Genomic DNA, 24,341 nt, shown 5'->3' on the forward strand with positions numbered 1-24,341 from the left:
AGAAGAGACGGATGTGACGACGAAGGAGCAGGGTGTGAGCCCTCCGAACGGCGCGGCGTCGGACGACGGCGCGCGCCCAGACGACGGCGCCGCCTCCCGCCCCGACCCCGTTCCGGCGACCTTCCCGGAGGCCACACCGGAGACCCCGCCGGAGACCGTGCCGAAGGCCACGCCGGAGATCCCGTCGAAGACCCCGCGCGCCGAGGGTGCCCCCGGCACCGTCGAAGGCGGCGGTACGGACGACGACGGCGACGACGGCGACGCGGAGGGGCCGCACGGCCACGCCCCCACGGCCGCCGACCGCGTCGAGGTCGACGAGCCGCTGCTCGCCGCCCGCGTGCACCGGCCGTCCGACCTCGTACGCCTCCTCGTCGGCGTCCTCGGCATCGCCGTCCTGCTCGCCATCGCCGCCTTCGCCCACGGCACCACGGTCGGTCTCGAGGAGGACATCAACAAGGGCACCGGCCAGGCCCCGGACCTGCTGATCAAGGTCGCGGCGCTGGTGTCCAGCATCGCGGTGCTGCTGCTGCCCGTCGCCTTCGCCATCGAGCGGCTGATCAAACGCGACGGGCTGCGCATCGCCGACGGCGTGCTCGCCGCCGTCCTCGCGCACGGCGTCACCCTCGCCACCGACCTGTGGGTCTCCCAGGCCGCCCCCGACACCATCCAGGACGCCCTGACCCGCTCGGCGGGCGGCGGGGCCCTGACCGACCCGGTGCACGGCTACCTCGCGCCCGTCATCGCGTACATGACCGCCGTCGGCATGACCCGCAGACCCCACTGGCGCGTGGCGCTGTGGGTGGTCCTGCTGCTCAACGCCCTCACGATGCTGGTCAACGGGTACACCACCCCCTTCTCGATCATCCTCACCGTGCTGATCGGCTGGAGCGTCGCCTACGGCACCCTGTACGCCGTCGGCTCGCCCAACGTGCGCCCCACCGGGCAGAACCTCCTCGCCGGACTGCGCAGGGTCGGCTTCCAGCCGGTCAGCGCGATGCGCGCCGAGATGCCCGAGGGCCCCGAGGCGTCCGAGGTGGGCGACCGCGGCCGGCGCTACCACGTCACCCTGGAGGACGGCCCGCCGCTCGACGTGACCGTCGTCGACCGCGAGCAGCAGGCCCAGGGCTTCTTCTACCGGGTCTGGCGCCGGCTCACGCTGCGCGGCATCACCACGGGACGCAGCCTGCTGTCGCTGCGCCAGGCACTGGAGCAGGAGGCGCTCCTCGCGTACGCGGCCATCGCGGCCGGGGCCAACGCGCAGAAGCTGATCGCCACCTCGGAGCTCGGCCCGGACGCCGTGATGCTCGTGTACGAGCACCTGGGCGGCCGGAGCATGGACTCCGTCCCCGACGAGGAGATCACCGACGAGCTGATCACCAACGCGTGGGAGCAGGTACGGGCCCTCCAGTCGCGGCGGATCGCGCACCGGCGCCTGACCGGGGACGCCCTGGTGGTGGATCGTTCCGGCAACGTCATCCTCACCGACCTGCGGGGCGGCGAGATCGCCGCGGGCGATCTGGTGCTCCGGATGGACATCGCCCAGATGCTCACCACGCTCGGCCTGCGGGTCGGCGCGGAGCGGGCGGTGGCCTCGGCGGTGTCGGTGCTCGGCCCGGACGCGGTGGCGGACTGCCTGCCGCTGCTCCAGCCGATCGCGCTGAGCCGTTCCACCCGGGCGACGCTGCGCAAGCTGGCCCGGGAGCGGGCGGAGCGGCAGCGGGAGGCCGTACTGGAGTCCTCGCGGGCGGCGAAGGCGGCGCGCGAGGCGGAGTCCGCGGCCGCGGCCGGCCCGGCCGCCACGCCCGCCTCGACCTCGGCGGCCGCCGAGCGGAAGGCCGAGAAGAAGGCCCTGGACGACGCGCTGGACGGGGCCCGCGAGGAGGATCTGCTGAGCCAGATCCGCCAGCAGGTGCTGCTGATCCGCCCGCAGGCGCCGGTGGAACCGGCCCGGCTGGAGCGGATCCGGCCGCGCACGCTCGTGTCGTTCATCGCGGGCGCGTTCGGTGCGTACTACCTGCTCACGCAGCTCGCCCACGTGGACTTCGCGACCATCGTCGGCGACGCGCAGTGGGGCTGGGTCGGTGCGGCCCTCGCCTTCTCGGCGCTGACGTACTTCGCGGCGGCGATGAGCCTGCTGGGCTTCGTACCGGAGCGGGTGCCCTTCCTGCGGACGGTGATCGCGCAGGTGGCCGGCTCGTTCGTGAAGCTGGTGGCTCCGGCGGCGGTCGGCGGCGTCGCGCTGAACACCCGCTTCCTGCAGCGGGCGGGGGTCCGGCCCGGGCTCGCGGTCGCGAGCGTGGGCGCCTCGCAGCTCTTCGGGCTGGCCAGCCACATCCTGCTGCTGCTGTCCTTCGGCTACCTGACCGGGACCGAGAAGACCCCCGAGATGACCCCGTCCCGGGCGGTCATCGCGGGGCTGCTGACGGTGGCGGTGCTGGTGCTGGTGGTGACGGCGGTCCCGTTCATGCGGAAGTTCGTCGTGACGCGGGTACGGGCGCTGTTCGCGGGTGTGGTGCCGCGCATGCTGGACGTGTTGCAGCGGCCGAAGAAACTGGTGACGGGCATCGGCGGGATGCTGCTGCTGACGGGCTGCTTCGTGATGTGCCTGGACGCGTCGATCCGCGCGTTCGGGGGCGGCGAGGCCATCAGCTACGCGAGCATCGCGGTGGTCTTCCTGGCGGGCAACGCACTGGGTTCGGCGGCGCCGACGCCGGGCGGCATGGGCGCGGTGGAGACCACGCTGACGCTGGGCCTGATCGCGGCGGGGCTGGAGAAGGAGGTCGCGATCTCGGCGGTGCTGTTGTTCCGCCTGATGACCTTCTGGTTGCCCGTGCTGCCGGGCTGGATCTCGTTCAACTTCCTGACCCGCAAAGAGGCCATCTAGCCGGCCGGGCTGAAAGATCGCCTCAAACGCCGGCGGGGCTGGATTTTCCAGCCCCGCCGGCGTTTGGGGCGCGGGGTCTGGGATGGGCGCGGCGCAGCCGAGGGGTGGGGGACCCGTTTGGGTCAGCGCGGGGGCGGGGGTGGCGGAGGGCGCACAGGATGGAGGCATGCCGAGAAACGCCTGGCGGGTCACCGCCGCCGCCGCACTCGCCGCCGCTCTGCTCTCCACGGCGGCGTGCTCCGACGACGGCGAGGGGAGCCAGCCGCAGGCCGACGGCACGAAGCCGGCCAAGCCCCTCAAGTGGGGCGACTGCGACGCCCCCACCCCGGCCCAGGGCGGCGGCCCGGTCCCGCCCAAGGACTGGCAGTGCGCCACCCTCGACGTCCCCCTCGACTACGCCGACCCGGGCGGCGAGACGATCCCGATCGCCCTGATCCGCGCCAAGGCCCGCGACCAGAAGAATCGTCTCGGCTCCCTGGTCTTCAACTTCGGCGGCCCCGGCGGCTCCGGCGTCGCCACCCTCCCCGGCGCCGCCAAGGAGTACGAGGCCCTGCGCGCCCGCTACGACCTGGTCAGCTTCGACCCCCGCGGGGTGGGCGCCAGCGCCCCCGTCCTCTGCGAGAACGACAAGCAGCTGGACGCGTACTACGCCCAGGACTCCTCGCCGGACACCCCGCAGGAGGAGAAGACCTACGTAGACAACATCAAGAAGTACCAGAAGGCCTGCAAGGACAGGTCCGGCAAGCTCCTCCCCCACGTCGGCACCCAGGACGCCGCCCGCGACCTGGACCGCATCCGCCAGGCCCTCGGCGACGAGAAGCTGAACTACTTCGGTGTCTCCTACGGCACCGAGCTCGGCGGGGTCTACGCCCACCTCTTCCCCAAGAACGTCGGTCGGGCCGTCTTCGACGCCGTCGTGGACCCGACCCAGAACTCCGAGCAAGGGTCGATGGGCCAGGCCAAGGGCTTCCAGCTCGCCCTCGACAACTTCGCCCAGGACTGTGTGGACCGCGGCGACGAGTGCCGGCTCCAGGGCAGCACGCCCAAGGAGATCGAGGCCAACATCATCAAGCTCCAGAAGGACCTGGCCGCGAAGCCCATCCCGGGCATCGGGGCCCGGCAGCTCACCGAGACGTCCGCCACCAACGGCATCGCGCAGGCCCTGTACTCCAAGGAGCTGTGGCCGCTGCTGGAGCAGGGTCTCGACGAGGCCGAGGGCGGGCAGGGGCAGCTGCTGATGGCCCTGTCCGACGCGCTCAACGGCCGTGATCAGCAAGGGCGTTACAGCAACCTCGGCGCCGCGAACACCGCCATCAACTGTGTGGATTCCAAGGACCGTTACACCCTGGAGGAGACCAAGGCCGGGCTGCCGGCGTTCCGTTCGGCCTCGCCCGTCTTCGGGGACTTCCTCGGCTGGGCGATGATGAGCTGCACCGACTGGCCCGTGCCCGGCACCTGGGAGACCCCGGACGTGTCCGCCCCCGGCTCCGCCCCGATCGTGGTGATCGGCAACACCGGTGACCCGGCCACCCCGTACGAGGGCGCCCGCAAGATGGTGGAGCGGCTCGGCCCCGGCGTGGGCGTGGAGCTCACGTACAAGGGCGAGGGCCACGGCGCGTACAACAGCGGTGACCCCTGCGTGCAGGAGGCCGTCAACACGTACCTGCTGGACGGGAAGACGCCGGCGGCGGGCACCGTCTGTACCGCGAGCCCGGACGCCACGGGGACGCCCGTCGCGCCGGAGGATCCGGCGGGCGCCTGACCGAACGGAACGCCGGAACGCCGGAGGGGCCGTACCGTGCGACGCGCGCGGTACGGCCCCTCCGGGTGACTGCTAGTAGACCGGCTTCTCGGGCTCGATCTGGTGGACCCAGCCGATGACGCCGCCGCCGACGTGCACCGCGTCCGCGAAGCCCGCGGACTTCAGGACCGCGAGGACTTCCGCACTGCGGACACCCGTCTTGCAGTGCAAGACGATGCGCTTGTCCTGCGGCAGGTCCTGGAGGGCGGTGCCCATCAGGAACTCGCCCTTGGGGATCAGCTTCGCGCCGGGGATCGAGACGATCTCGTACTCGTTGATCTCGCGGACGTCGATGATCTCGATGGGCTCGTCGTTGTCGATCCACTCCTTGAGCTGCTTGGGAGTGATCGTCGAACCGAGCGCGGCCTCCTGGGCCTCCTCCGACACGACGCCGCAGAAGGCCTCGTAGTCGATGAGCTCGGTGACCGTCGCGTTCGGACCGCAGACCGCGCAGTCGGGGTCCTTGCGGACCTTGACCTGGCGGTACTGCATCTCCAGGGCGTCGTAGATCATCAGGCGGCCGACCAGCGGCTCGCCGACACCCGTGAGGACCTTGATGGCCTCGGTGACCTGGATGGACCCGATGGACGCGCAGAGCACGCCCAGCACGCCGCCCTCGGCGCAGCTCGGGACCATGCCCGGCGGCGGCGGCTCCGGGTAGAGGCAGCGGTAGCACGGGCCGTGCTCGGACCAGAAGACCGAGGCCTGGCCGTCGAAGCGGTAGATCGAGCCCCACACGTACGGCTTGTTCAGCAGCACGCAGGCGTCGTTGACCAGGTAGCGCGTGGCGAAGTTGTCCGTGCCGTCGACGATGAGGTCGTACTGGCTGAAGATCTCCATCACGTTCTCGGCTTCGAGCCGCTCTTCGTGCAGGACCACGTTCACGTACGGGTTGATGCCCAGCACGCTGTCGCGGGCCGACTCGGCCTTGGAACGGCCGATGTCCGCCTGGCTGTGGATGATCTGGCGCTGCAGGTTCGACTCGTCGACCTCGTCGAACTCCACGATGCCCAGCGTGCCGACGCCGGCCGCGGCCAGGTACATGAGGGCGGGCGAGCCGAGGCCGCCCGCGCCCACGGCCAGCACCTTGGCGTTCTTCAGGCGCTTCTGGCCGTCCATCCCGACATCGGGGATGATCAGGTGGCGGGAGTACCGACGGACCTCGTCAACGGTGAGCTCAGCAGCTGGCTCGACCAGGGGTGGCAGCGACACGGGGACTCCGTAGATGGTGACGTCTTAACGGTGGTTCTCTCCGTAACACTGCCACGCCCGTCTTCATTCCAAGACACCTGTCCCAATTCTTGAGACGATTTCGTCCCAGTACCCGGGCATCGAGGCCCACGGGTCGCGGTCGCCGACCGCGCGCCGGTCCGTGAACCAGATCGTGCCCGCACCCTGCCAGCGGGCGATCCGCATGGCCTCCTCCAGGTGCGTGCGCGGCACCCCGTGGACCAGGTGGCAGAACCGCTCCGGCGGATGGTCCGCGGTCCACTCCGCCACCTGCGACCACCGGTAGTCGGCCCACGGCCCGGAGAAGGTGACCAGCTGGTCGGCGGCTTCCGCGTAGCCCTCGTACGGGTGCGTGCCGTGCCCGAGCACGATCCGCAGGTCCTCCCCCAGACCGCGCAGGGTCTCGACGACCCGGCACACCGAGGCCAGGTCCTCCTTGTCTGCCGGGGTCTCGGCGAGGTAGAAACCGCCGACCCCGTACCAGTCGCGGAAGCGGTGGGCGTCGGAGACCAGCTCCCCGAACGACCTCGATCCGTCCCGCATCGCGAGATGGCCGAGGACCGTGCCGCCCGCGCCGTGCAGCTTCGCCGCCGCTTCCGTGCAGTGCGGGTCGGGCCGCCCGCCGGGGCCGTCCGTGACGTTCAGTACGGCCCAGTGCAGCGGAGTGCCGGGGCGGGTCAGCTCGGCCCATTCGACCGGGGCGAGCAGGGGGTGCGCGTAGCCGGGGATGCCGAGGCCGAGGCGGCCGGCCTCGGCCGCGGCGGCGGTCACCGATCCCGGCGGCGAGGTCAGATGCGGCACGCCGCCTCCATCCAGATGTCCGCGAGGGATTCCTCCAGGTTGATCCGGGGCCGCCAGCCGAGCCGGTCGCGGGCGGTACGGACGTCCGCCTGCTGCCAGGCCCCGCACCCGTCGGGGTACGGGTACGGCTGGGGGGCCGCGCCGGAGAGCTGCTCCGCGGTGGCCTCGGAACGGGGGGCTCCGATGGAGGCGAGCCCGGCCGGCCGGCCCGGGTGGTGGCCCTGCTGGGATCCGCCGTGCGGGAGGTCCAGCTCGTGCAGGGCGCCTCCGTACCCGGCGACCCGGGCCAGGACGGCGGCCGCGTCGCGCAGCCGGACCGCGCGGCCGGTGCCGATGTTCACGACGCCCTGGGCGGCGGACAGGGAGGCGGCGTGCACGGCCCGCGCCACGTCCCGTACGTCCACGAAGTCGCGCTGCACGCCGAGCCCGCTGAGCTTGAGCTCGCCGTCGCCCGCCTGCATCGCGCGGCGCATGGCCTCGGCGAGCCGGCCGAGCGGGGATCCGGCGGGGGTGCCGGGGCCGACGGGCGAGAAGATCCGCAGGACGACGGCGTCGAGGCCGGAGCCGAGCACCAGCTCGGTGGCGGCCAGTTTGCTGACGCCGTACGGCCCGCCGGGTCTCGGCACGGCGTCCTCGGCCGTGGAGGATCCGGGCTGGCTGGGCCCGTACTCGGCCGCGCAGCCGAGCTGGACGAGCCGCGCCCCGCAGCCGCTGCGGCGCAGCGACTCGCAGATCGTGGCGACGGCGACGGTGTTGTGCCGGGTGAGTTCCCGGGCCCCGCCCCGGGTGGCGCCGGCGCAGTTGATGACGACGCCCGGGTGGACGGCGTCCAGGAAGCGGGTGAGCGCGCCGGGGCTGCCGGTGGCGAGGTCGAAGCGGACGTCGGCGTCGTCGCCGCGGCCGAGCGCGGTGAGCTGGACGGCGGGGTCGGCGAGCAGCCGGTCGGCGACGTAGCGGCCGAGGTATCCGTTGGCTCCGATCAGCAGCACCCTCATCGCGTGACCCCTTGGTTGGTTGGCTGGCCGGTCATGTCTGTTTCTCCTTGCGGACGGGTGGGTGGATGGGGCGGGGGTACGGGTACAGCGCCTCGGCGTCGGCTCCGAAGGTCGGTGGTCGTCCCTGCCCCGTCAGGGCCGCGCATGCGCGGATGCACGGGACAGGGCGAGGACGGCGTGTACGAGGAGTCCGGCCGCGGCGGCGACGGCCGCCGCCGGGACCGGGATCAGGGCCAGGGCGAGGGCGGCGCCGACGGGGCCGCGGTGGGCACCGTGCCGGAGCAGGAGCCGGGTCAGGAACAGCAGCAGGGCGAGCGGCACGGCCACCGGGAACGCGGCGCCGGCGAGCGCGGCCGCCCCCGCGGCGGCCGCGGTGAACACGGCGACGGCCGCGATGAGCAGGGGCCGGGCCCGGTCCGCGAAGTCCTCCAGGGCGCGGCTCCCGCCGAGCCGGGCCCGGGCCCCCGCGGCGAATCCGGCGGCGACCAGGTGCCCAGGGGCGACGGCCAGCGCGAGGCCGACCGCGAGGGCGGCGCCGTGCCGGTGCGCGGCCCAGCCCACGAGGGCCGCGGCCAGCAGGTGCGCGGCGTACGGGAACCGGCCCCGGGCGGCCCGCCCCGGCCACACCAGAGCGGCGACGGTGACGGCCGCGGCGACGGGCCCGGCCCACGCCGGCCCGACGGCGGCCGCGCCGAACGCGACGGCGCCGGGCAGCAGCGCGTAGCCGAAGCCCCGGAAGGCCGGGGCCCCTGCGGGGGCTCGGCCGGGCCGGGCGGCGGGGTGCTCCCCGCGCGGACTCCGGGCGTACAGCTCCTCGGCGAGGGAGAAGACGTCGCGGTGGCGGAAGCGGGCGGCGGTGCGGTCGGTGATGCCATGGGCCTCCAGGCCGGCGGCGATCTCCAGCGGGTCCACGGCCCGCTCGCACAGCTCCCGGTGCCGGTGCAGCAGCGCCTTGACCGGATCCCCACCGGCCCGCCGCCGCACGGGCCTCCCGGCCGCCTCCGCCGCGCGCAGCCCTGCCCCGCCTCCAGCCTGGCCGGCGGCCAACTCGGCCTCGCCCCTTCCAGCCTCGCCGGGGGCAAGTCCAGCCACGCGGACGGCGCCGTCAGCCTCGCCGGCGGCAAATCCAGCCTCGCCGGCGTTTGAGGCGCTGGGGTCCGGGGGCAGCGCCCCCGGCAACGGCGCCGCGCCGGACCGTGCACCAGAGGACGGCATCACACCTGCGGCGCCGCTGCCGGGGCTCCGCCCCAGCCCCCGCGCCTCAAACGCCGGCGAGGCTGGAGTGTGCGGCGGGGCTGGAAGGGGCAGGGGTCCGAGAGGCCAGGCCTCAGGTGCCGCCGGTGGAGCCGGAACCGGCGGAGCCGGATGGGCCGGGGCTGCGATCTCCGGGTCGACGGTGGTCATACGGCGGCCTCCGAGCTCGGGTCCGGGAAGGGCTCGGCCCAGGTGGGGCTGGTCCAGTGGCCCGGGACATGCGCCTCCGGGGGCCGGGCGAAGGGGACCTCCCCGGCCGGCCGGGCGGAGCCCTTCGCCAGCAGCCGCAGGTAGATCTCCTGGAAGGCCGCCACGTTCTGCTCGACGGTGAAGAGCTCCACGGCCCGCGCCCGCGCGGCGGCGCCGAGCCGCTGCGCCCGCTCGGGATCCCGCAGCAGCGACAGGCAGGCGTCGGCCAGCGCCCGCGGATTGCGCGGCGGCACGACGAGCCCGGTGCCGCCGATGACCTCGAACACCGCGCCCACGTCGGTGGAGACGGTGGCCCGGCCGCAGAACATCGCCTCGGCCAGGGTCACCGGGAAGCCCTCGATCACGGAGGACAGCACGACAACGCGCCCGGCGCCGTACGCCTCGGCCGGCGACGGCGCGTCGGGCCCGCCGATCTCCTCGAAGGTGACGGGGTTCTCCCCGGCCGTGACCGCGTCGGCGGCCTCGTCGGGGAAGAGCTGCGCGGCCAGCGAGCGGCAGTCGGCGAGGTAGCCGGGGGCCGCGGCCGTGGCGAAGATCCGCAGCCGGGTGTCGGGCGCGGCCCGGCGGACCTCGGCGAAGGCGTGCAGCAGCGCGATGAGGTCCTTGGCGGGCTCTATCCGGCCGACCCACACGAGCGTGTCGGGGTCACCGCAGTCCGCGGCCTCCCCGACGGAGGCGAATCGGTCCGCCTCCATCCCCGGGTAGACGGTGCGCAGCCGCTCGCGGGTGGCCCCGCACTTCTCCTGCCAGCGCCGGGCGTGCGCGTTGCCGGGGGTCAGGAAGTCGGCCCGGGCGTAGATCTCGACGGCCAGCCGCAGGTGGAAGGCGGCGAGCAGGGCCCGTACGGCCGGGCGGTCGGCCGGCTCGCGCCGTGCGTCGAGCTGGGCGAGGTAGTGGGCCCGGAGCTGGACCCCGTACTCGGTCACCAGCAGCGGGACTCCGCAGAAGCGTTTGGCCAGCAGGCCCGGGAGGGCCGCGACCCCGCCCGCCGCCGCGTGGCAGATGTCGGCCGCGCCGAGACCGCCCGGGTCCTCGTACCAGTCGAGGGACAACGGCCGCAGCAGCCGCTCCAGTTCGTCCACGAACTCCAGCAGGTCGGTCACCTGCGCCGCCCGTACGGTGCCGCTCGCGCCCGGCGCCCGGCAGGCGGACTCCAGCGCGCGCACCGCGGACTCGGAGCGCAGGGCTGCGTACAGCCCGCCCTGTTCGCGGGCGAGTTCGGCGAGTCCGTACAGCCCGGAGGCGAAGGGGTCGGGTGCGCCGGCGCAGATCCCCTGGACCAGCTCCCGGAAGCACTCGCCGAACCGCCGGCGCTCGCGCCGGGAGTAGCTCCGCCCGTCGTCGGCGGGGGCCCACAGGGGGGCCGTCCGGACGCTGATGACGTGCTCGGGCAGCGGCACCCGTGCGCGTTCCTGCTCGGCGGTGCGGCTCAGTGCGTAGAGCTCGAACTCGTGCTGCGGGAGCCCGCGCACGAGCCGGTCGCACCACAGCCTGGCCTCTCCCGTCGCATACGGATAACCACCTTCCGTGACCAGTCCGATCCGCACGAGTGGCACCCCCGATCTCCCGTTCAGGCGGTCGCCGTCGGTCAGGCGACCCGCCGCGGGAGAACTCAAGCGGATATGCCGAAGGCGCGACGGACGGTTGTCCGTCGCGCCACCGGAAGGGGTGAAGAGTCGTAACTTTCCCGTACGGTTCGCGTTCGAGCACGCTAGAAGTAACGACCTGACTGCTAGGCGAAGGCCTCCTGCCGGGAGGTGCGGCGCTCGGCGGCCAGTACGGGGTCCAGTGCCGGGACGGCGGCCAGCAGGCGGCGCGTGTACGCGTGGGCCGGACGGTCGTAGACCTCGTCCACGGGGCCCTCCTCCACGATCTCGCCGGCCCGCATGACGGCCACCCGGTCGCTGACCTGCCGGACCACCGCCAGGTCGTGCGCGATGAAGACGAGGGCGATGCCGAGCTCCCGCTGGAGCTCCGCCAGCAGGGCGGTGACCTGCGCCTGCGTGGTCACGTCGAGGGCGGAGACCGGCTCGTCGCAGACGATCAGCCGGGGGCGGGGCGCCAGGGCCCGGGCGATGCCGACCCGCTGGCGCTGGCCGCCGCTGAACTCGTGCGGGTAGCGGTCGTAGTGCCCCGGCTCCAGCCCGACGCGCAGCAGCAGCTCCCCGACCCGGGCCCGCACGGCCGCCTCGTCCCGCTCCCCGGCCGCGCGCAGCGGGTCGGCGATGGACTCGCCGACGGAACGGCGCGGGTTGAGGGAGGACACCGGGTCCTGGAAGACCATCTGCACGCCGTCCGTGATCCCGACGGCCTCGGCGCCGTCCCGGCGCACCTGCCCGGAACTGGGTTCCAGCAGCCCGACGAGCATCCGCCCGAGCGTGCTCTTGCCGCTGCCGCTCTCCCCCACGATCCCCAGCGTCTCCCCGGCCCGGACGGCGAGCGACACCCCGTCCACGGCCACGACCCGCCGCTTCCCCCGCCCGAACTCCCGCCGCAACCCGAACACTTCGACGACGGGCTCATCGAGCCCCGCCGGCGATTGAGGCGCGGGGTCCGGGGCGGAGCCCCGATCGTGAACGCGCGGCCCGTCCAGCCTCGGCACCGCCGCCAGCAAGGCCTTGGTGTACGGGTCGGCGGGCGCGGAGAGCACCGCCGCCACCGCCCCCCGCTCCACGGCGTGACCACCCCGCATGACCAGCAGCTCGTCCACGCTCTCCGCCGCCACCCCCACGTCGTGGGTGACCAGCAGCAGCCCGAGCCCCCGCTCCTCCCGCAGCCCGTGCAGCAGGTCCAGGATCTGCGCCTGGACGGTGACGTCGAGCGCGGTGGTCGGCTCGTCGGCGATCAGCAGCCGCGGCTCGCACGCCAGCGCCATCGCGATGAGGGCCCGCTGCCGCATGCCGCCGCTGAACTCGTGCGGCCGCGCGCGGGAGCGGCGTACCGCGTCCGGGATGCCGACCCGGTCCAGCACCTCGACGGCGCGCGCCCGCGCGGCCCGCCGGGAGACGTCCGCGTGGACCCGGTACACCTCGGCGATCTGGTCGCCGACGGCGTAGTACGGGTCGAGGGAGCTCAGCGGGTCCTGGAAGACCATGGCGGCGGTCCCGCCCCGCAGCCGGCGCAGCTCGGCGGGCGGGGCCGCGGCCACGTCGGTGCCGCCCACCCGGACGGTGCCGACCAGCCGTGCGCCCGTGCCGCGGTGCAGTCCCAGCAGGGCCGCGGCCACGGTGGACTTGCCGCTGCCGGATTCGCCGACGATGCCCAGGGCGCGTCCCGCGTCCAGGGTGAAGGAGAGCGCGTCCACGGCCCGTACGTACTCCCCCGCGCCGCCGACCGGGAAGTCGACCACGAGGCCGTCGACCTCCACCAGTGGTTCCGTCATGCGAGGGTCACCCTTCGGTCCGCGGCGGCGTACAGCAGGTCGGCGATCGCGCCGGCGAGGACCACGGCCGTGCCGATGGCCAGGACGACGCCGACGACGACGGGCAGGTCCACGACCCGCACCCCGTCGATGAGGGTCTTGCCGAGTCCGGGGATCCCGAACAGCGACTCGGTCAGCACGGCGCCGCCGATCATCGTGCCGAAGTCCACGGCGCTGAGCGCGATCACGGGGGCCACGGCGCCGCGCACCGCGTGCCGGGTGACGACGGCCCGCTCGCCCACCCCGTAGGCGCGGAAGGTACGGATGTGGTCCTCGGCGAGTGTCTCCAGGGTCGAACTGCGCGTGAGTCGGGCGTACTTGGCGCTTTCGAAGAGGCCGAGCGTCACCCACGGCAGGAGCAGGTTCCAGGCCCACTGCTCGGGGTCCTCGGTCAGCGGCACGTACGTCGGGAAGGGCAGCCACTGGAGGTAGGCGCAGACGGTCATGAGCAGGAGCAGGCCCAGGATGAAGACGGGGGTGCCGGTTCCGGCGAGGGTGAGGACGGTCAGGGCCCGTTCGGTGATGCCGCCGCGGCGCAGCGCGGACAGCAGTCCGGTGCCGACGCCGACCACCAGCCAGATCACCAGCGCGCCCAGCGCGAGGGAGAGGGTGGCGGGCAGCCGCTCCAGGATGAGCTCGGTGACCTGCTGGTCGTTCTGGTACGAGAATCCCAGGCAGGGTGCGTCGCAGTGCAGGACGAGCCCGGCGCCGCCGGAGTAGTCCCGGCCCACCAGCAGCCCCTGGAGGAAGTGCAGGTACTGCGTGAGCGCCGACTCGTTCAGTCCGAGCTGTTCGCGCACCTGGGCGATCTGCGCCGGGTTGCAGCGCTCCCCGCAGGCGAGCCGGGCGGGGTCGCCGGGGGCGAGGTAGAAGAGGGCGTAGATGAGGACGGACAGGGCGAGCAGCACGAGCAGTGCGCCGCCGGTCCGTTTGAGGACGAAGCGTGTCACTGCTTGCGCTCCTTTCTGGTGCCGACCCGCAGGCGGGAGCCTTCGCGCGGGTCGAGGGCCGTGCGGACGGCGTCGCCGAGCACGGTGAAGGCGAGCACGGTGACGAAGAGCAGCCCGGCGGGGAGCAGGACGTAGGTGGGGTCGGCGCGGAACCAGGTCTGGGCGCTGGACAGCATCTGCCCCCAGGAGGGGGTGGGCGGTTTCACGCCGACGCCGAGGAAGGACAGGGAGGCCTCGGCCACCATGGCGGTGGGGACCTTGATCGCGGCGTAGGTGATGACGGGTGCGGCCAGCGAGGGCAGCAGTTCGCGGCGGGCGATCCGCAGCGTGCTGTTGCCGGAGAGCCGGGCGGCGTCCACGAAGTCCAGGCCGCGCAGGGCGAGGGTCTGGGCGCGCACCATCCGGGCGATGCCGCCCCAGTCGAGCAGTCCGATGATCAGGATCAGCAGCAGCGGCCGCGGGAAGTCGGGCGGGACCACGGCGGTGAGGGCGATGCCGAGCACCAGCATGGGCAGGGCGATCATCACGTCGGTGAACCGGCCGATGAGCTGTCCCACGAAACGGTTGCCGAGGGCGGCGGCGAGCCCGGCGGCCACCCCGACGGCGGTCTGTACGGCGGTGGCGCCGAGGGCGACGAGCAGGGAGACCCGGGCGCCGTAGGCGAGCCGGGTGAACAGGTCGCGGCCGGTGCCCGGTTCGACGCCGAGCCAGTGGTCGGCGGAGATCCCGCCGAAGGAGCCGTACGGGACGCCGCCGCGCGCGGAGTCGACGAGGTCGTCGTGGTACGCGTTCGGGTCCTGGCCGGTGAGCTGGGCGAGCAGGGGCGCGGTGAGGGCGACCACGACGAGCAGGGCGAGGACGCCGGCGGCCGCGAGGGCCGCGGGGCGGCGGCGCAGGCGCCGCCCGATCTGGCGGGCGGTGCCCGCGCCCGGGGTGACGACCCCGGGTGCGGGCACCGATCGTTCGGCGGTGACGGTCACTTGACGGAGACCTGCGAGATGTCGAGGACGCCCGTCCAGTCGCTGATCACGACGTTCTTGACGTCCTTGCCGACGAGGCGCTTGTAGACCGGGTGGAAGAGCGGCACGTCGAGGGCCTGCTCGCCGATCTTCTTGTCGAGGGCGCCCCAGCGCTTGCCGGCCGCGGCGAGGTCGGTCAGCTTGGCGATCTCGTCGATCTCGGTGTTGACGGCCGGGTCGTCGAGCTGCGCGTGGTTGTAGTTGGAGCCGTTGGTCACGATCTGCCGGCCGTCGAAGATCGGGGCGAGGAAGGGGCCGCCGGACGGCCAGTCGGCGCCCCAGCGGGAGAGGAAGAAGCCGGGGGTGTTCTTGGCGTCCCAGCGCTTCTCGTTGAAGGCGTTGTTCTCCAGTCCCTCCAGCTTGACGGTGATGCCGGCGGCGGCGAGCGACTGCTGGACGGCGGTGGCGACCTCGGGGCTGGTCTGGCGGTTCTGCGCGGTGGAGTGGGTCAGGGTGACGGTGACGCCGTCGGGGAAGCCCGCCTCCGCCAGCAGCTGCTTGGCCTTGGCCGGGTCGCCGGTCTTGCCCGCCGGGAAGTGGTCGTACGGGGTGAAGCCGAAGGCCTCGCGCTCGGGCAGGAAGGTGGTGGCGGGCTCGGCCAGCGCGGAGCCGCCGGCCGCGTTGACGACGCTGGTGCGGTTGATGGCGTAGGAGACGGCCTGGCGGACCTTCGGGTTGTCGAAGGGGGCGACCTTCGGGTTGAAGGCCAGGTAGTTGACGTAGCCGAAGTGGCCGGTGCCGACGCGCCCCTCCAGCTCCTTGTTGCTGCCGATCTGCGCGAGTTCGGCGGGCCCGAGGTTGGTGTCGGTGGTGATGGCCGCCGCGTCGGGGCCGGAGCTGGTGGACAGGCGCTGGTTGATGACGGCGGAGTCCAGCCCGGAGCGGACGTCGATCTTGTCCGGGTAGGCCTTGCGCTCCTCGTCGGTCTTCTCGTCCCAGTGCTCGTTGCGCTCCAGGGTGAGGTGCTCGCCGTCGTTGTCGTTCTTGACGACCTTGTACGGGCCGGAGGAGACGGGGTGCTCCTCGTACTTGACCCCGGTGTCCTTGGCCTTGGGAACGGGCGCGAACTGGGTCTGGGTGGCGACGAAGGGGAACTCGCCCTCGGGCTTGCGCAGTTTGAAGACGATCGTCTTCGCGTCGGGCACGACGATCGAGTCGAGGCCCTTGCCGCCGTCCTTGTAGGGGCCCTCGTACGTCTCGCCGCCGATCAGCCAGTCGCGCAGGTAGGGGGCGCCGCCCGAGAGCTCGCCGGCGAAGGACCGCTCGATGCCGTACTTGATGTCGGCGGTGGTGATCGGGGTGCCGTCCTCGTACTTCAGCCCGTCCTTGAGCGTGTACGTCCACTCGGTGGCGTCGGCGTTGGGCTTGCCGGTGTCGGTGGCCAGGTCGGGCACGACCTTGGTGCCGGCCGCCCCGGCTTCGCGGTTGCGGGTGGTCAGCGTGCGGAAGACCAGCGAGGGAACGTTTCCGCCGCCCGAGGTGTAGAGGCGGGCCGGGTCGAAGTCGCTCTGCGGCTCGGAGTTGAGGACGGTCAGGGTGCCGCCCTTCTGCGGCGCACCCCCGGCGGCGCCCGGCTTGTCGCCCGAACCGGCCTTGTCCGCGCCGCCCTTGGGCCCGCAGGCGGCGGCGCCCCCGGCCAGTACGAGGCTGACGGCGACCGCGGCCACGCGGCGCGATATGTGGGACTGACGCAACATCGGAGAAGGACCTCTCGGCGTGAAGGAGGAAAAGCAGGAGAAGGCCACGCCAGGGGCAGCGATCAGCGCCGGAAAAGGGGTCACCGATGACGAAAGAGCCGCGCCTGCGGGCATGCGTACACCCGGGCGCGGCGAAATGTGGAAAAGGGTCGCGGCGCTTCAGGCAGGCGTCAGCGACAGAGGATGTCGGCCACGCTGTGCGCGGTCACACCAAGCAGCGCCAGCTCAATGGCGGCGCTCGCGGTCATGGTGTGGTGCTGCGACATGCGGAGAACCATCGCCGATGATCGGACGGATTGTCAACGCGGGTTTCCGCCCCGATACCGCCTTCTGGCATCAACTTCCGGGGAACACCCAGGGGTTGGCCTTGCACTGGATTCCGCCGATGTCGAGGGACTTCGTCTGCTGCTGCATGATCGGCGCGAGCGAGCCCGGGGTCTGGCAGTTCACGTGCCCGTGTCCGAGCCGGTGGCCGACCTCGTGGTTGATGAGCATCTGGCGGTAGGCGAACATCTGGTCCGGACCGTAGGTCGTGGAGCCCTGCGCCCAGCGGAACGCGTTGATCATGACCCGGGAGGTCGACGCGGAGTCGCAGGAGACGTTCTCGACGGTGGTGTCGAGGTCGGACTTGGCGCACCAGACCCCGGTGGTCCCGGGGCTGGCCAGCGTGATCACGAAGTCGGCCTCGCCGCCCGGTACCCGTTCGAAGGTCATCGCTCCCCCGTGGGCCCAGCTGCGCGGGTCGTTGAGGGTGCGCTGGACCGCCTCGGCGAACAGCTGCGGGTCCAGGCCCAGCCCCTGCTCGATGTCGACGCGGTAGCGCACGAGCCTGCCCTTGCCGGGCGCCTTGGCCACACCGGGCACGGTGTCGAAGGTCCCGGGGCCGGCGAGCTTCGCGTCCAGCGGCAGCTGCTGCGCCATCTGCTGCTCGTACGTCAGCTCCGGCGCGGGCGCGGCGGAGGGCGCCGCGGGTACGGGCGCGGCCACCGCCGCGTCCGGGGTGGGGCGGCCGTCCGAGCGGGAGGCGGCCGGGTCGGACCGGCCCTCGCCGGGGGCGGCCGCGGTACCGGTCTTGGCGCCGTCGCCGTCCGCGATCACCTGGCCCGCGACGACGACGGCGAGGACGGTGGTGACGGCCGCGGCGGCCATGCCGGTGTACGTACGGACCTTGTGGCCGCGGCCGGAGCCGGGCGGCTCCTCGACGGGATCGACGGGTTTTCGCGGCCCGGGCACGCGGCGGTGCGAGCCCGTGGAGGTGAAGGGGTCGGGCTCGGCAGTCGGCACGGGGGCCGGGAACGCGGCCGGAGCCGGGGCCGGCTGCTCCAGGACCACCTGCGGGAAGCCCACGGCGGGCGTGCCGAAGGCCGGGGTGTCGGAGTCCAGGAGGGCCGCACCCGCGGCGGGAGCCGCCGGGGCGGCGCCGGTGGCGCGGCGCGGGCGCGGGACGCCGTGCCAGTCCCCGTACACGGAGTCGGGGCGGGCGCCCCAGGCGCCGCCGGGCTCGTACTGCTGGGGGTGACCCCCGGCCCGCGCGCCGGCGAACGGCGGGTCCTGGGCGACGTAGCCCTGGTGGTTCACGGTGGGTTCGGGCCACTGTGCGGCGGGCGGTTCCTCGTGCGGCCACGGCTCGTACTCCGCCTGCGGCGGGACGGGAGCGGGGGCCGGGGCAGGAACCGGGGCCGGGCTCGGGGCCTTGCGACTGTGTCGTCCCACGGTCCTCAGCCTCTGCCGTCTTCGGTATCCCGGTCGGTCTCGCACTCGCCCGTGCCGGTGTCGCGGAGCAGCTCCCGGAAGGCGGCGGCGACCACCTCGGGGTACTCCATCATCGCCACGTGCCCGGCCTCGGGCAGGCTCAGCAGCCGCGAACCCCGGAAGGCGGCGGCGGCCTTGTGCGCCATACGGTACGAGACCAGTTGGTCCCGGCCACCGTAGACCAGCAGGGACGGCGCGAGAACCCGCTGCGCCTGGCGCCACAGTCCGTGCTGGCCGCCGAGGGTATACGCGTCGACGATGCCGCGCGAGGAGCGGGTCATCGCCTCCCAGAAGTACGGCAGGGCCATCCGCCGCTCCATCTCCTCCACGGCGTGGCGGAATCCCTCGGGTGTCACGCGCGAGGAGTCTCCGTAACAGAGGTCCGTCACCCCGCGGGTGCGCTGTTCGGCGCTGAGGCCGCGCGTCAACCGGCTGAAGAGCCCCGCCACCCCCGGTACGGCGAGGAGCGCGGTCGGCACGGCCGACTTCTGCACGCGCAGTTCGGGCAGGGCGGGCGAGACCAGCGTGAGGGTGCGCACGAGGTCGGGCCGGACGGCCGCGACGCGGGTGGAGACGGCGCCGCCCAGGGAGTTCCCGAACAGGTGGACCGGACCGCGCCCGGCGGCGTCGAGGTGGCGGATGACGGCGCGGGCGAAGGCGGTGACGGAGTAGTCGCGGTCGGCGGGCGGCGGGGACCAGCCGAAGCCGGGCAGGTCCAGGGCCTCGCCGTCGACGGTGTCGGCCAGCTGCGCCATGAGGTCCGACCAGTTCTGCGAGGAACCGCCCAGTCCGTGCACGAACAGCGCGGGCGGCAGTCCCGTGCGCAGGGGCGGGCGCACCCGCACGGCCAGTTCCAGCCCGGGCAGCGCGGCGGTGCGCAGCTGCTCTCCTTCGGCCACCCGGACGGCTCCCACCAGGGAGGACAGCTCGGCGGTGGACCGTACGCCCGGCAGCTCGGTCGAAGACATGCGGGCAATGTTACGAGACGATCACGCTCCACTTCCTGTGTTCGCGGTCACAGACACAAGCGGATCGCGATCCGCATAGCGGTGCATCCGCGATCCTCCTAGGCTCGTAGGTGAGAGCAAGGAAGCGAGGGGAGCGGCATGACTGTCGACCCTGCGGAGCCGGACACCTTCCGGGAGCCGTTTCCGGAAACCCTCGATCCTGAGGCGCCCGAGGCGGATGTGGCGGAGCAGCTGGCCGACCTCCGGCCGGACGAGGACGACCCGATGACCGGGGCGGAGGTGGGCGAGGTCGCGGACGGGGATGCGGCCGAGCAGGCGCGGGTGGTGCCGCTGGACGAGGACGACTACCGCTGACCGCCCTCCGACCGACCGCTGACCAGCGCCTCCGGCTCGTCCGTACCGCGAGAAAACTCGGCTTGAACCCTCCAGATTCGGTTACCGAAAAGTACGATGGCGGGCGCGGCGCAGAGCGCACTGTGTTCTTAGAGAAAGTGGGAGGCGGCGTGACAGCCATCGAGCAGACCGAGGCAGCGCGTCCGCGGGGCACACGACTGCCGCGCCGAGCCCGACGCAACCAGCTCCTGGGCGCGGCTCAGGAGGTTTTCGTCGCGCAGGGTTACCACGCTGCGGCGATGGACGACATCGCCGAGCGTGCCGGAGTGAGCAAGCCGGTGCTGTACCAGCACTTCCCCGGCAAGCTCGACCTGTACCTGGCGCTGCTGGACCAGCACTGCGAGGCCCTGCTGCTGGCGGTGCGCACCGCGCTCGCGTCGACGACCGACAACAAGCTGCGCGTGGCCGCGACGATGGACGCGTACTTCGCGTACGTGGAGGAGGAGGGCGGCGCCTTCCGGCTGGTCTTCGAGTCCGACCTGACGAACGAGCCGGCGGTGCGCGAGCGCGTGGACCGCGTCTCGCTCCAGTGCGCCGAGGCCATCTGCGAGGTCATCGCCGAGGACACCGGCCTGTCCCAGGACGAGTCGATGCTGCTGGCCGTGGGCCTGGGCGGGGTCTCGCAGGTCGTGGCCCGCTACTGGCTGTCCAGCGAGAGCCCGGTCGCCCGAGACACGGCGGTCGGCCTGCTGACCTCGCTCGCCTGGCGCGGTATCGCCGGCTTCCCGCTGCACGGCGCCGAGCCGAGTCCCGAACTGGGCTGAGCAGGCCGGCCCGCGGCGGCCCGTACCTGCCGTTGTTCGCTGCCAGCGTGTCCGTTCCGCGCGGTCCCCTCCCCTCACCGGGCTAATGTGGACCGCGTACGGCGCGGCTGATCGCGCGAACCGGATCGTCGGAGGGACAAAGCCGTGGAGGTCAAGATCGGCGTGCAGCACGCACCCCGGGAGATCGTGCTGGAGAGCGACCTGAGCGCCGAGGAGCTGGAGAGCATCGTCACCGCGGCGCTGTCCGGCAACGAGCCGCTGCTGAGCCTCACCGACAACAAGGGCCGCAAGGTCCTGGTGCCGTCCGACCGCCTGTCGTACGTCGACCTGGGTGAGCCGAGCGTGCGCAAGGTCGGCTTCGGCGCGCTCTGAGAACTGTCGCAAACGGCCCGGTGGTTGCTTCCACCGGGCCGTTTCCCTTTCTTCCGCTTCGGGTAGGACGGCAGTGACCCGGTTTGCCCTGACGTATGGGAGAGACCTCATGCTGCTGATGGAAGTGCTCGGCTCCGCTCTGTTGGGCCTCGCCCTGTCCGCAACAGCCGCCCGAGTGCTCGCACGCCGGCTGCCGTCCCCGAGGGTGGTGCTGGTCAGCGGTGTGCTGGGGGCGCTGTTCGGGGCGTATCTGACCCACTTCGCACTGGGCCCCGGCCACAACACCCTGACCGCGACCTTCGTCGGCGGGGTGCTCGTGTCGGCGGTGGTCCTGTCCCTGCTGCTCCGTCCGGCCGCCGGGCCCCGCAGGCCCGCCCGCAGGACTCCGTTTTCACTCCCGTCGCAAGGCTGACCCCTGAGGATCTCCTGACGGACGTACGTCGGCCCCGGCGCGCACGATGCGCGCCGGGGCCGACGTGTGGAGCCCGGGGAGCCGCGTGGAGCCCCGCGGGGCCCGTGGCGGCGTCCGCGTCCGGTCAGGCGGCGAGGCCGAGGGCCGCCATCCGCTTGGTGTGCGCCTTGGTGATCCGGGTGAACATCTCGCCGACGGCCGCCAGGTCGAAGCCCGCCGCCATTCCGTCGACGCCGCCGACCAGCATGGTCGAGAGGGCGTCACGCTCGGCGACCACGCGCTGCGCCTGCGAGAGGGCCTCGCCCATCAGCCGGCGGGCCCACAGCGCGAGCCGGCCGCCGCAGCGCGGGTCCGCCTCGATCGCGGCGCGCACCTTCTCGACGGCGAAGTTGCCGTGGCCGGTGTCGTCGAGCACGCCGAGCACGAGCGCGCGGGTGTCGGTGTCCAGGTGGGAGGCGACCTCGCGGTAGAAGTCGCTGGCGATGGAGTCGCCGACGTAGGCCTTGACCAGGCCCTCCAGCCAGTCCGAGGGAGCGGTCTGGCGGTGGAAGTCGTCGACGCCCTTGGCGAAGGGCTGCATGGCGGCGGTGGGCTCGACCTCGATGGCCGTGAGCCGGTCCCGCAGCCGCTCGAAGTGGTGGAACTCGGCGGACGCCATCGCGGCGAGCTCGGCCTTGTCGTCCAGGGTGGGCGCGAGCTTCGCGTCCTCCGCGAGGCGCTCGAAGGCCGCGAGCTCTCCGTAAGCGAGTGCGCCGAGCAGGTCCACGACGGCGGCCCGGTACTGCGGCGAGGCAGAGGCGGTCGCCCAGTCCTGGGAAGCGATACCGACGGCTTCGGCGGGTGCGCTGTCGTCGGCGGGCGAGGCGTTTTCTACGGTCGACATGCTCCGCACAATAGCCCGCCGAATGGCCCTCCAAGGCACCATGCCGGTTGACCGCCTGTCCAGCTAAACGCGTCTACCCGGTGAATTCACCCGACACAGCTGCGCGATTCCGGGGTACAGTGGTAATGCGCCTGCCGAATACTCGGCGGGCCGTCCGAATGAGGATGCCCGGTCGGTGGCCCGATCGGCTCCAACCGACCGCCCTCGGTGTGGTGCGTACGTTCATGCGTACCGCCTCCCACGAGGGGCCCCCTCAGCGGCATAAAGCGCCTGAGCGATGGCTCGTGGTCCCGCGCAGCTTCGTACGCAGCAGTACTGCAAGCACAGCACGGTACGACCCCCCTCGCCGCCTCGCGCCGCGTCTCACAGAAGAGGCAGCACCCTGACTACGTTCCGAGACCTCGGGATCCTTCCCGAGACGGCCGAGGCCCTTGAGGCCGTCGGCATCGTGTCCCCCTTCCCCATCCAGGAGATGACCCTTCCCGTCGCCCTTTCCGGCACGGACGTCATCGGCCAGGCGAAGACCGGTACCGGCAAGACGCTGGGCTTCGGCCTTCCCCTGCTGGAGCGGGTCACCGTCCCCGCGGACGTCGAGGCCGGCCGGGCCAGGCCCGACCAGCTCACCGACGCCCCGCAGGCCCTCGTGGTGGTTCCCACCCGCGAGCTCTGCACCCAGGTCACCAACGACCTCCTGACCGCGGGCAAGGTCCGCAACGTCCGCGTCCTCGCCATATACGGCGGCCGCGCGTACGAGCCCCAGGTCGAGGCGCTCAAGAAGGGCGTCGACATCATCGTCGGCACCCCGGGCCGCCTGCTCGACCTGGCCGGTCAGAAGAAGCTCGACCTGTCGCACGTCCGGGCCCTGGTCCTGGACGAGGCCGACGAGATGCTCGACCTGGGCTTCCTGCCCGACGTCGAGCGGATCATGAGCTACCTGCCGCCCAAGCGTCAGACGATGCTGTTCTCGGCGACCATGCCGGGCGCGGTCATCGGACTGGCCCGCCGGTACATGACCCAGCCGACGCACATCCGCGCCGTGTCCGAGGACGGCGAGGGCGCGACCGTCGCCAACACCACGCAGCACGTCTTCCGCGCGCACAACATGGACAAGCCGGAGCTCGTCTCCCGCATCCTGCAGGCCGAAGGCCGCGGGCTCGCCATGATCTTCTGCCGCACCAAGCGCACGGCGGCCGACATCGCCGAGCAGCTGGAGAAGCGCGGCTTCGCCTCCGGCGCCGTTCACGGCGACCTCGGCCAGGGCGCCCGCGAGCAGGCGCTGCGCGCCTTCCGCAACGGCAAGGTCGACGTGTTGGTCTGCACCGACGTCGCCGCCCGCGGCATCGACGTCGAGGGCGTGACCCACGTCATCAACTACCAGACGCCCGAGGACGAGAAGACCTTCCTGCACCGCGTGGGCCGCACCGGCCGCGCGGGCAAGAAGGGCATCGCCGTCACCCTGGTCGACTGGGACGACATCCCGCGCTGGCAGCTGATCAACAAGGCGCTGGAGCTGGACTTCCACGACCCGGTGGAGACGTACTCCACGTCCCCGCACCTGTACGAGCAGATGAACATCCCGGCCGGCACCAAGGGCACCCTGCCGCGCGCCGAGCGCACGCGGGCCGGCCTGAAGGCCGAGAACCTTGAGGACCTGGGCGAGACCGGCGGCCGCGGTGGCCGTGGCGGGCGCTCCGGTCCGGCCGCTGCCGCCGTGGCGACCGAGGAGCGCCCCGCGCGCACCCGTACGCCGCGTCAGCGCCGTCGCACCCGTGGTGGTGCGGAGTTCGCCGAGGGCGCCGAGGCCGCCGCCGTCACCCCCGTGGTGGACGCGCCGGCCGCTCCGGCCGCCGACGAGCCGCGCCGGCCGCGCCGCCGCCGCACCCGCGTGGGTGCGGTTCCGGCCCAGGCCGTGGAGACCCCCCAGGCCGTGGAGGCCGCTCCGGCCGCCGTGGTCGAGGCCCCCGTGGTCGAGGCTCCCGTGGCCGCGGTGACCCCGGTCGCCGAGGAGGCCCCGGCCAGGCCGCGGCGCGCCCGCGTCCGCAAGGTCGTGGAGAGCGCCCCGGAGCCGGACTTCCAGATGGCGGCTCCCGTCGAGCCCGCGCCCGTCCGGGCGCGCCGCCCGCGCAAGATCGTGGCGAGCGCCCCCGAGCCGGACTTCCAGATGGCCCCGCCGGTCGAGCCGGTCAAGGCGCGGCGCACCCGCAAGGTCGCGGCCGCCCCGGTGACCCCGGTCGCCGAGGTCGCCGTCGTGGCCGAGGAGGCGCCGGTCAAGCCGAAGCGCACCCGGACCCGCAAGGTCGCGGAGGCGGCTCCGGTCGCCGAGGCCGTCGCGGTGGCCGTGGCGGAGGAGGCTCCGGCCAAGCCGAAGCGGACCCGTACGCGCAAGGTCGCCGAGGCCGCTCCGGTCGCCGAGGCCGCCGCCGTGGCCGAGGAGGCACCGGTCAAGCCGAAGCGCACCCGCACCCGCAAGGTCGCGGCCGCCCCGGAGGCGTAGGCACCCCGGCACCGCACCGACGGCCCCGTCCCCCTTCCGAG

At 73.1% G+C, this 24,341-nt stretch carries 20 protein-coding genes; 7 read left to right on the top strand and 13 right to left on the bottom strand.

All coding sequences use genetic code 11. The annotated features are described in order from the left end of the window. Positions 1-34 precede the first annotated feature (34 nt). Positions 35-2,884: a lysylphosphatidylglycerol synthase domain-containing protein gene (locus tag ACFYZ4_RS21190; RefSeq protein ID WP_390784554.1), complete on the top strand. Its 2,850-nt coding sequence runs from the start codon at positions 35-37 to the stop codon at positions 2,882-2,884. Positions 2,885-3,050: 166 nt separating this feature from the next. Beyond that, positions 3,051-4,646 carry an alpha/beta hydrolase gene (locus ACFYZ4_RS21195; protein ID WP_390784555.1) on the top strand — a complete coding sequence of 532 codons (1,596 nt, stop codon included), beginning with the start codon at positions 3,051-3,053 and terminating at the stop codon, positions 4,644-4,646. Positions 4,647-4,718: 72 nt separating this feature from the next. Here the strand turns inward: ACFYZ4_RS21195 and moeZ are convergent, their stop codons facing one another. The 12 genes from moeZ to ACFYZ4_RS21255 form a co-directional block, all read right to left on the bottom strand. After that, positions 4,719-5,897 carry an adenylyltransferase/sulfurtransferase MoeZ gene (gene moeZ, locus ACFYZ4_RS21200; protein ID WP_030709977.1) on the bottom strand — a complete coding sequence of 393 codons (1,179 nt, stop codon included), beginning with the start codon at positions 5,895-5,897 and terminating at the stop codon, positions 4,719-4,721. 63 nt (positions 5,898-5,960) lie between these two features. Beyond that, the gene (locus ACFYZ4_RS21205) at positions 5,961-6,716 is read right to left on the bottom strand and encodes a spherulation-specific family 4 protein (RefSeq protein ID WP_384347150.1); all 756 of its coding nucleotides are present in this window, start codon (positions 6,714-6,716) and stop codon (positions 5,961-5,963) included. Then, positions 6,704-7,711 carry an NAD-dependent epimerase/dehydratase family protein gene (locus ACFYZ4_RS21210; RefSeq protein ID WP_351301205.1) on the bottom strand — a complete coding sequence of 336 codons (1,008 nt, stop codon included), beginning with the start codon at positions 7,709-7,711 and terminating at the stop codon, positions 6,704-6,706. Before ACFYZ4_RS21210 ends, ACFYZ4_RS21205 begins: the two co-directional genes overlap by 13 nt. Positions 7,712-7,843: 132 nt before the next feature. Beyond that, positions 7,844-8,803, bottom strand: coding sequence for a hypothetical protein (locus ACFYZ4_RS21215; protein ID WP_390784556.1), 960 nt, complete (start codon positions 8,801-8,803; stop codon positions 7,844-7,846). 308 nt (positions 8,804-9,111) lie between these two features. Then, positions 9,112-10,722, bottom strand: coding sequence for a DUF3492 domain-containing protein (locus ACFYZ4_RS21220; RefSeq protein ID WP_384352423.1), 1,611 nt, complete (start codon positions 10,720-10,722; stop codon positions 9,112-9,114). A 185-nt stretch (positions 10,723-10,907) separates the two neighbouring features. Next, positions 10,908-12,557, bottom strand: a complete 1,650-nt coding sequence (locus ACFYZ4_RS21225) for a dipeptide ABC transporter ATP-binding protein (RefSeq protein WP_390784557.1) — start codon at positions 12,555-12,557, stop codon at positions 10,908-10,910. Continuing rightward, on the bottom strand, positions 12,554-13,546 hold the full coding sequence (locus ACFYZ4_RS21230) for an ABC transporter permease (protein ID WP_390784558.1): 993 nt from the start codon (positions 13,544-13,546) through the stop codon (positions 12,554-12,556). Before ACFYZ4_RS21230 ends, ACFYZ4_RS21225 begins: the two co-directional genes overlap by 4 nt. Then, positions 13,543-14,526, bottom strand: coding sequence for an ABC transporter permease (locus ACFYZ4_RS21235; RefSeq protein WP_384352429.1), 984 nt, complete (start codon positions 14,524-14,526; stop codon positions 13,543-13,545). The genes ACFYZ4_RS21230 and ACFYZ4_RS21235 overlap by 4 nt, the downstream gene beginning before the upstream one ends. Further along, the gene (locus tag ACFYZ4_RS21240) at positions 14,523-16,262 is read right to left on the bottom strand and encodes an ABC transporter substrate-binding protein (protein WP_390784559.1); all 1,740 of its coding nucleotides are present in this window, start codon (positions 16,260-16,262) and stop codon (positions 14,523-14,525) included. Before ACFYZ4_RS21240 ends, ACFYZ4_RS21235 begins: the two co-directional genes overlap by 4 nt. 170 nt (positions 16,263-16,432) lie before the next feature. Further along, positions 16,433-16,528 carry an Ms4533A family Cys-rich leader peptide gene (locus ACFYZ4_RS21245; RefSeq protein WP_351301183.1) on the bottom strand — a complete coding sequence of 32 codons (96 nt, stop codon included), beginning with the start codon at positions 16,526-16,528 and terminating at the stop codon, positions 16,433-16,435. A gap of 70 nt (positions 16,529-16,598) precedes the next feature. After that, positions 16,599-17,975, bottom strand: a complete 1,377-nt coding sequence (locus tag ACFYZ4_RS21250) for a DUF3152 domain-containing protein (RefSeq protein WP_390784560.1) — start codon at positions 17,973-17,975, stop codon at positions 16,599-16,601. A 5-nt stretch (positions 17,976-17,980) separates the two neighbouring features. Then, positions 17,981-18,982, bottom strand: coding sequence for an alpha/beta hydrolase (locus ACFYZ4_RS21255; protein ID WP_351301177.1), 1,002 nt, complete (start codon positions 18,980-18,982; stop codon positions 17,981-17,983). Positions 18,983-19,120: 138 nt separating this feature from the next. Here ACFYZ4_RS21255 and ACFYZ4_RS21260 point away from each other — a divergent pair, with 138 nt between their 5' ends. The 4 genes from ACFYZ4_RS21260 to ACFYZ4_RS21275 all read left to right on the top strand — a co-directional run bounded on the left by ACFYZ4_RS21260 (position 19,121) and on the right by ACFYZ4_RS21275 (position 20,923). Continuing rightward, on the top strand, positions 19,121-19,336 hold the full coding sequence (locus tag ACFYZ4_RS21260) for a hypothetical protein (protein WP_351301174.1): 216 nt from the start codon (positions 19,121-19,123) through the stop codon (positions 19,334-19,336). 149 nt (positions 19,337-19,485) lie between these two features. Beyond that, complete coding sequence (locus ACFYZ4_RS21265) at positions 19,486-20,139, top strand: TetR/AcrR family transcriptional regulator (protein WP_351301171.1); 654 nt, start codon at positions 19,486-19,488, stop codon at positions 20,137-20,139. A gap of 144 nt (positions 20,140-20,283) precedes the next feature. Further along, positions 20,284-20,511, top strand: coding sequence for a DUF3107 domain-containing protein (locus tag ACFYZ4_RS21270; RefSeq protein ID WP_030709995.1), 228 nt, complete (start codon positions 20,284-20,286; stop codon positions 20,509-20,511). A gap of 109 nt (positions 20,512-20,620) precedes the next feature. Beyond that, complete coding sequence (locus ACFYZ4_RS21275) at positions 20,621-20,923, top strand: hypothetical protein (RefSeq protein WP_351301168.1); 303 nt, start codon at positions 20,621-20,623, stop codon at positions 20,921-20,923. Positions 20,924-21,047: 124 nt separating this feature from the next. On the opposite strand, the gene ACFYZ4_RS21280 is transcribed toward ACFYZ4_RS21275, so the two are convergent. Then, complete coding sequence (locus ACFYZ4_RS21280; RefSeq protein WP_351304838.1) at positions 21,048-21,806, bottom strand: ferritin-like fold-containing protein; 759 nt, start codon at positions 21,804-21,806, stop codon at positions 21,048-21,050. Positions 21,807-22,254: 448 nt separating this feature from the next. On the opposite strand from ACFYZ4_RS21280, the gene ACFYZ4_RS21285 reads away from it, so the two are divergent. Next, positions 22,255-24,300: a DEAD/DEAH box helicase gene (locus ACFYZ4_RS21285; RefSeq protein ID WP_390784561.1), complete on the top strand. Its 2,046-nt coding sequence runs from the start codon at positions 22,255-22,257 to the stop codon at positions 24,298-24,300. Positions 24,301-24,341: the final 41 nt, after the last annotated feature.

The organism is Streptomyces sp. NPDC001513 (assembly GCF_042894695.1).
GTDB lineage: Bacteria > Actinomycetota > Actinomycetes > Streptomycetales > Streptomycetaceae > Streptomyces.